This is a genomic window from Acidiferrobacteraceae bacterium, from assembly GCA_037388825.1.
Classification (GTDB): Bacteria; Pseudomonadota; Gammaproteobacteria; order Acidiferrobacterales; family JAJDNE01; genus JARRJV01.
Window position 1 is genome coordinate 1 of the sequence record JARRJV010000073.1, and the last position, 7546, is coordinate 7546.

Sequence of the window (7546 nt, forward strand, 5' to 3'; positions counted from 1 at the left end):
GCGTTCGAGCAGGCGCTCGCGGTTCGTTACCTTCAGTTCCACGTCGACGCCGGGATAGCGCTCGCAGAATCTCCCCAGCGCCCGCGGCGCGAAATACTTGGCCGTCGTCACCACGGCCAGGCGAAGAATGCCGGTCTTCAGACCCTGCAGGTCGGCCATCTCCATTTCCAGGTTGGCGAAGGAATCGAGGATCTGGCGGGTGTGTTCCCGCAGCACCTTGCCGGCATCGGTGAGGTGCACCTGTTTTCCGATCTGCTCGAACAACGGCAAGCCGATTCCGTCCTCAAGCTTCTTGATCTGCATGGACACCGTTGGCTGGGTCAGAAACAGCTCCTCCGCCGCGCGGGTAAAGCTGCCCTGGCGGCTGATGGCATCAAAAATCTGCAATTGCCGCAGGCTCACGTGGCGCAGCAGGTTTTTCGCAACGGGTGCATCCATAGATCAGGCTCTATAGCTTCCATCAAAAAACTCGACTGTTATTTATATCTGGTTCTCTGCAAAGTTGCACGCCGGTTTTCATTGAAAGCAATCCGGATTTTTTGAGGCTAAAACAGGAGGCCACTCAAATGGGCAAGAGCCAAACCATTACCGACGCCAAGGAGCGATACAAATCCGGCGTTATTCCGTACAAAAAGATGGGTTACTGGGAACCGGACTACGTTCCCAAGGACACCGATGTCATCGCCCTGTTCCGCATTACGCCGCAGAAGGGCGTGGATCCGGAAGAGGCCGCGGCCGCGGTGGCGGGCGAATCCTCGACCGCAACCTGGACCGTGGTGTGGACCGACCGCCTGACGGCCTGCGAGCTGTATCGCGCCAAGGCCTATCGCGTGGACAAGGTTCCCAACACGGGCGAGGGCACGGATACCGAGGCCCAGTACTTCGCCTACATAGCCTACGACCTCGACCTGTTCGAGCCGGGCTCCATCGCCAACCTGACCGCGTCCATTATTGGTAACGTGTTCGGCTTCAAGGCGGTGAAGGCACTGCGTCTGGAAGACATGCGGCTGCCGGTCGCCTACCTCAAGACCTTCCAGGGTCCGGCTACGGGCATCATCGTGGAGCGCGAGCGTCTCGACAAGTTCGGTCGTCCGATGCTCGGCGCCACCACCAAGCCCAAGCTCGGCCTGTCCGGTCGCAATTACGGCCGCGTGGTGTACGAGGCGCTCAAGGGCGGTCTCGACTTCGTGAAGGACGACGAGAACATCAACTCCCAGCCCTTCATGCACTGGCGTGATCGCTTCCTGTACTGCATGGAAGCGGTGAACCGTGCCTCCGCCGCCACCGGCGAGGTCAAGGGTCACTACCTCTATGTCACCGCCGGCACCATGGAAGAGATGATCGAGCGCGCCGAGTTCGCCAAGGAACTTGGTTCCGTCATCATCATGATCGATCTCGTGATCGGCTACACCGCCATCCAGACCATGGCCAAGTGGGCGCGCAAGAACGACATGATCCTGCACCTGCACCGCGCAGGTAACTCCACCTACTCGCGGCAGAAAAATCACGGCATGAACTTCCGCGTGATCTGCAAGTGGATGCGCATGGCCGGCGTCGACCATATCCATGCCGGTACCGTCGTCGGCAAGCTGGAAGGCGATCCGCTCATGATCAAGGGCTTCTACGATACCCTGCGTGAACGCCATACCCCGGTGAGCCTGGAGAATGGCCTGTTCTTCGAGCAGGACTGGGCTTCGCTGAACAAGGTCATGCCGGTTGCTTCCGGCGGCATCCATGCCGGCCAGATGCACCAACTGCTGACCTACCTCGGCGAGGACGTGATCCTGCAGTTCGGTGGCGGCACCATCGGCCACCCGCAGGGAATCCAGGCCGGCGCCATCGCCAATCGTGTAGCACTCGAGGCCATGGTGCAGGCGCGCAACGAGGGCCGCGACATCTGGAACGAGGGTCCGGAGATCCTGCAGAACGCCGCCAAGTGGTGCTCGCCCCTCAAGGCCGCGCTGGATACCTGGAAGGACATCACCTTCAACTACGAATCGACCGATACCGCGGACTTCGTGCCCACGGCTACCGGCAGCGTCTAAACCGGAGGAGATACGACCATGATGACCAATCAAGGAAATCGCGTTACCCAGGGACAGTTCTCGTTCCTGCCGGATCTGACCGACGAGCAGATCACCGCGCAGATCAAGTACGCCCTGAACCACGGCTGGGCGGTGAACGTCGAGTACACCGACGACCCGCACCCGCGCAACACCTATTGGGAAATGTTCGGTATGCCCATGTTCGATCTCAAGGATCCCGCCGGGATCCTGATGGAGGTGAACAACTGTCGCAAGACCTTCCCCAACCACTACGTCCGCGTGACGGCGTTCGACTCCAATCGCGGCTGGGAAACCCCGCGCATGTCGTTCATCGTCAACCGGCCCAAGAACGAGCCGGGCTATGGCCTGGTACGGCAGGAAGGGCCGGGGCGGACCATCCGCTATACGGTGCATTCCTATGCCACCGACAAGCCGGAAAGCGAGCGGTACTCCTGAGGTAAGCAGTAGGGCGGGAAGGCCTGGGCCTTCCCGCCATCTTTTTCATCGACGAACCAACGATGTCTGATTCAGATCCATGAGTGAAGCAAACGAAAAACTGGAAAGCGAAGAACAGAACCTGGTCGATCTTCCGGACGATACCCCGGTGGATCTGCAGGCGGAGTACACCGCCACCCATATCCAGGACGTGCTGGACAAGCTGGACCGGGAGCTGATCGGATTGAAGCCGGTGAAGACGCGCATCCGCGAAATCGCCGCGTTGCTGCTGGTCGAGCGCATTCGCAAGAAGATGGCGCTCACCGCCCAGACCCCGACCCTGCACATGTGCTTTACCGGCAATCCCGGTACCGGCAAGACCACGGTCGCGCTGCGCATGGCGGAGATCCTGCACAAACTCGAATACGTGCGCGAGGGCCACCTGGTGTCGGTCACGCGCGACGACCTCGTCGGCCAGTACATCGGCCATACCGCGCCAAAGACCAAGGAAGTGATCAAGAAGGCCATGGGCGGGGTGCTTTTCATCGACGAGGCATACTATTTATATAAGCCAGAGAACGAGCGCGACTATGGCGCCGAGTCCATCGAGATCCTGCTGCAGGTGATGGAGAACAATCGCGACGACCTGGTCGTGATCCTCGCTGGCTACAAGGACAAGATGGACCAGTTCTTCCACAGCAATCCCGGCATGCGTTCGCGCATCGCGCATCACATCGACTTCCCGGATTACTCACCGGAAGAGCTGTTGGCCATCGCCAAGCTCATGCTGGCGGAGCAGAACTATCGTTTCAGCGCCGAGGCGGAGAAGGCCTTTGCCAAATACATCGTGCGGCGCATGGAACAGCCGCATTTCGCCAACGCAAGATCCATTCGCAATGCCTTGGATCGCAGCCGCCTGCGGCAGGCGAACCGACTGTTCAACAAGACCAAGGGGCTGAAGAAGGGCGACCTCATGACCCTGGAGGCCGAGGACATCCTCGCCAGCCGGGTATTCGAATAGGAGAAGTTCCAACCACACGGGGGAGAGACATGGCGCACTGGCTTGATTCCTGGCCCGCCCTGCGGGTACTGGAGAAAAGGATTCCCGCGGACCTCTATAACAGCATCCGCGTTGGCCTGCTGCGTCATCACCTTCCGTGGTCCCTGCCCGTAGGCAATATCCGTTGTCTGGAGGCCATCCTGGACGAAGAAAGCTGGGTATGCGTGGATGCCAGTAACAAAAACGTTCCCATTCTTGCATGGACCAACTTCCGCAACGTGCGCGATTCGCTTAGTGAACCGGTAGTCTGCGAACTGCGCCTTTATCACATGCACGCCGGTCTGCTCATGGGAAATGCACTCGATGCCCTGGCCAACACCATTGCCTCGCGTGCGCGCCTCGCAACACCGGAGAAGTTTCCCGTCTCGGCGCTACGCAGCTGATCGATGCTCGTCCCCTGACGAAGGTGAGTGCGTTAGCACCCACCTTCGAACTTTCCTCCTGCATCAGGACTTCCGCGCGATGATCTCCACCGGCGCAATCAGGCCTGCCGCAATGTTGTCGACCATGTTCTTCACCTTTACCGGGGTGCTGTCCTGCATCAGCAGATGAAGCCCGATTGGCGGCGGACCGCCGTTGGCCTCGGTCTTCGCCTTCATCTGCTTGAAGAAGTCCAGTGCGAAGTCGCGCCGGTTGTTGGTAGCGGAAACTTCAAAGCCAGCGGCCTCCAGGGCCTCGCGGTATTGTTCCGGTGTGGCCAATCGGCTGGTGTGATCCTCGTTTGCCCACGGAACCGGGTAGGTCAGGGCGCCATCGCCAGTGCGCATCATGTCGAAGATGCCGAATGAGGTTCCCGGCCGCAGGACCCGATACACCTCACCGAAGAGTTTCGCCTTGTCCTCGATGTTCATGCCGACATGCAACATGTAGGCGCCGTCGAAGGAAGCGCTGTCAAACGTCATGGCAAGGGCGCTGCCCTGCTGCAGGGTGACATGCCCATCCAGTCCGACCCAGGAACACAGCTGATTGCCGGTGTCGATGTATTCCTGCGTCAGATCGATGCCGGTGACACGATTCCGGATCCGGCTCGCCACGTAGCGCGCAGCGCCCCCGAGGCCGCAGCCCACGTCGAGAATGTGGTCGTCAGCGGAGAAGTTGAGTTGCGACAACAGGTTCTCCGTGGCGATGCGTCCACCGGTATGGAATTCATCCACCGGCGCCAGGTCCTCGATGGTTACGGTGTCTGTCGACTTGCCGATCTTGCCCAGGGATGCCTGGATTACACCGAGCAGATCGCCGTGGGTATAGTGCTGTGATACTGCGTTCTCGTTCACCATGGTCTTTCTCCTCCGAAATAGCCGTTAAAGGTTTTCCGTCAATCCGGGTTCCGGCGGGACATGCTGATTCCGCCGATTCCCCAGTGCCGGCCCGGCACTTCTTCAATCATCACCCAGACATGTCCGCGCATGGCCTCGCCCTCGATCGATACCATCGTGTCCGTGACCTTCTCGATCATTTCCCGCTTCTGTTCGTCTGTGAACACATCCTCTACGACATTGATGGTTACCAGTGGCACGGGATCCTCCTTCATTTTCGGGCCTCGGCCCGGTGCGAAAGAAAATGTAGCGGAATCGCCTGTCCGGGGCTGGAAGCTTTTGTGGAGTTTTTGTGGAGATTTCTGCTACCGTTTGCCCCTGCGAGCATCCGCGGGAGATGCACCGATGTTGCTGAAATTCGGCGAAAACGAGCTGGATACAGGGCTGTGCGAGCTTCGCGTCGGCGGCCAGCGGCGTCCGGTCGAGCCCCAGGTGTTTGATTTGCTGGTGTATCTGGCCCGGAACCGGGGCCGCGTCGTCAGCCGGCGAGAGCTTCTGGATGAGTTGTGGGCCGGCAAGGTCGTGACCGAGTCCACGCTGAGCAGCCGTATCAAGGCCGCGCGTCAGGCCGTAGGCGACAGCGGCCAGGCCCAGCAGTGCATCGCCACGGTTCATGGCCGGGGCTACCGTTTTGTTGCCGAAGTCGAAGTGCTTGAAGGCGGTTCGGTCGATACCGCGGTGCCGCTCGGCGCTATCGCGCAGGGCCTGTCACCCTCTGCGGATCGTCCGACCCTGGCGGTTTTGCCATTTTCCTTCAACGCGGGAAGTAAGAGTATCGAATGGCTTGCACAGGTACTGACCGAAGACATCAGTATCCAGTTGGCGCGCATCCCCGGTTTCGTCGTCATCTCACGCAATTCCAGCGGCTGGTATCGTGGTCGCGAATACACCATCGGCCAAGTCGGGCGCGAACTCGGTGTCGACTACGTAGTCGAGGGATCGGTTTGGGAGCTTGGCGACCGGTTGCGGGTTTCCGTGCAGCTATTGGAGACGAAGGGAGAAACTTTTCTGTGGGCGGACCGAACCGAGGTCCCGGCCGATCGCCTGGGGGATTTCCAGGACGAGGTCGTGCGCGAGATCGTCAACCGTATCGAACCGGAGCTGAATCGGGCAGAACTGTCCTCGCTTCGTCAACGGCGACCGGTGGATCTGGGTGCATGGGCGCTCTATCGCCAGGCCCACGCGACCCTCGCACTGCGTGGGTGGAGTGAAGAGACCTTTCACGAGTCCGCTGGCCTGCTGCGTCAGGCCATCGCCCGCGATCCCGAACTGGCCTTTGCCCATGCGTATCTCGCATTGACCCTTGCCCTTGGTCACCTGATCGGTCTGGTGACGGACGACAATAGCCTTGCCGAGGCGACCGCCGCCGCTGAAACTGCGATCGCGCTCGACGCACAGGATTCCGACGTGCTGGGTTATGCCGGCTGTGCCTTCGCCGATATGGGCGACCTTCCGCGCGGAATCGGCCTTATGCAGCGCGCGGTGGAACTGGACCCCAGCAATGCGCAGGCGCATGCCGCGCTGGGTGCGGCATTGATGCAATCTGGCAACCCGCAAGGCATCGAGGAAATGCGCCACGGGATGCGCATTAGTCCGCGGGACAATCGATTGGCCGCCTGGGGCGGTCTGTTTGCGGCGCTGTTGCTGGGTTTCGGCAAACCGGACGAGGCCATCGAGGTCGCCGAACACGCCTGCCGCAACGATGACAAGATCTTTTTGCCCCGGGTTGTTCTGGCTGTCGCCCGGATGGCTGCCGGCAACGAGGATGGTGCCCGCACGGCACTCGAGGATGCGCGACGCGTACGGCCACATCTGTCCATTGCCGACGTTTCCCGTTTTGCAAGTCCCGACATCATCGACCGCATGCAACAAACGGGTCTGGTCTAGGGATTAATAAAGAGCCTGCTAAAGCTGGATCGAATGGGAAGAGCCCGCTTCCTTCTGCAGCTCGATCAGCTCCTCTTCCACGCCTGCTGCCCTTGTGAGCTCGGCGACATTGTCCTTGGTGAAGAATCCCTGGAAGTCGCCGAAGCGTTGCACGTATTCGATGATGAGTGAGGAATGCTCGGACGCACTCGAGAAGATCTGTTTCAGACCCTCTTCCTCGGAGCCGATCACTTGCAACAGGAATTCCTTGCCATGCTGGCGGATGGAATCCACGACGTAGTCGATGTTGGCCATGTCTCCTGTCTGACCGTCTTTCACCGAGAAGGCTATGTGGTGCAGTCGCGGCCCGTAGTTGCGCACGAAATTTTCAGTCGGTGAGGGCAGCTTCTCCAGGTGGTTGACGAAGTAGGGCGTATTGTTGGCGGTAAAGACCTTCGCCGGACTGCGACTCTCCTCCTCGAAATGGACACTCTTTGTCACATTGGTCGATGAGTTCTGGTCCTTGATGTCGTAGGAACCCCAGTAGTAGTAGCTGGAAAGCGACAGGAACTCCAGGATCGCAACTTCCCGGTTCTGGCTGTAGACCCGCGTGGCCAGGTGGTCGATGGGGAGCACCAGCTGATCGATGCCCAGCTTCGCCTGCAGCTCCTTGGCGGATTCATACACGGCCCGCACATCGTCGCGAATGCTGCTTACCCCCAGGGAGTACACTCGCAGCTCTTCCAGTGACCGTTCCAGGTAACCAATAATATTGTGGGTGTATGGCGAGGGTTTGGAGATCGCGATGTTTCCGGGTAGCTCCA

The 7546-nt window shown here is 59.9% G+C and carries 9 protein-coding genes; 5 read left to right on the forward strand and 4 right to left on the reverse strand.

Going from position 1 to position 7546, the window contains the following annotated elements; translation table 11 throughout:
- A partial coding sequence (locus P8X48_11160) for a LysR family transcriptional regulator (GenBank protein MEJ2107861.1) occupies positions 1-438 on the reverse strand: 438 nt, incomplete at its 3' end.
- A 128-nt stretch (positions 439-566) separates the two neighbouring features.
- Between P8X48_11160 and P8X48_11165 the strand changes: the two genes are divergently transcribed.
- The 4 genes from P8X48_11165 to P8X48_11180 all read left to right on the forward strand — a co-directional run bounded on the left by P8X48_11165 (position 567) and on the right by P8X48_11180 (position 3923).
- Positions 567-2045 carry a ribulose-bisphosphate carboxylase large subunit gene (locus P8X48_11165; protein ID MEJ2107862.1) on the forward strand — a complete coding sequence of 493 codons (1479 nt, stop codon included), beginning with the start codon at positions 567-569 and terminating at the stop codon, positions 2043-2045.
- 18 nt (positions 2046-2063) lie between these two features.
- A complete protein-coding gene (locus P8X48_11170) occupies positions 2064-2501 on the forward strand; it encodes a ribulose bisphosphate carboxylase small subunit (GenBank protein ID MEJ2107863.1) in 438 nt (145 codons plus the stop codon).
- Between the two features lie 79 nt (positions 2502-2580).
- Positions 2581-3501, forward strand: coding sequence for a CbbX protein (gene cbbX, locus P8X48_11175; protein ID MEJ2107864.1), 921 nt, complete (start codon positions 2581-2583; stop codon positions 3499-3501).
- A 29-nt stretch (positions 3502-3530) separates the two neighbouring features.
- Positions 3531-3923 carry a hypothetical protein gene (locus tag P8X48_11180; GenBank protein ID MEJ2107865.1) on the forward strand — a complete coding sequence of 131 codons (393 nt, stop codon included), beginning with the start codon at positions 3531-3533 and terminating at the stop codon, positions 3921-3923.
- Between the two features lie 63 nt (positions 3924-3986).
- Here the strand turns inward: P8X48_11180 and P8X48_11185 are convergent, their stop codons facing one another.
- Both P8X48_11185 and P8X48_11190 read right to left on the reverse strand, forming a co-directional pair.
- On the reverse strand, positions 3987-4817 hold the full coding sequence (locus P8X48_11185) for a class I SAM-dependent methyltransferase (GenBank protein ID MEJ2107866.1): 831 nt from the start codon (positions 4815-4817) through the stop codon (positions 3987-3989).
- A 38-nt stretch (positions 4818-4855) separates the two neighbouring features.
- Positions 4856-5071, reverse strand: coding sequence for a tautomerase family protein (locus P8X48_11190; GenBank protein ID MEJ2107867.1), 216 nt, complete (start codon positions 5069-5071; stop codon positions 4856-4858).
- A 130-nt stretch (positions 5072-5201) separates the two neighbouring features.
- Here P8X48_11190 and P8X48_11195 point away from each other — a divergent pair, with 130 nt between their 5' ends.
- Positions 5202-6743, forward strand: a complete 1542-nt coding sequence (locus P8X48_11195) for a winged helix-turn-helix domain-containing protein (GenBank protein MEJ2107868.1) — start codon at positions 5202-5204, stop codon at positions 6741-6743.
- Positions 6744-6761: 18 nt separating this feature from the next.
- Here the strand turns inward: P8X48_11195 and P8X48_11200 are convergent.
- Positions 6762-7546 (reverse strand): hypothetical protein (locus tag P8X48_11200; GenBank protein ID MEJ2107869.1); only part of this gene is annotated, 785 nt, incomplete at its 5' end.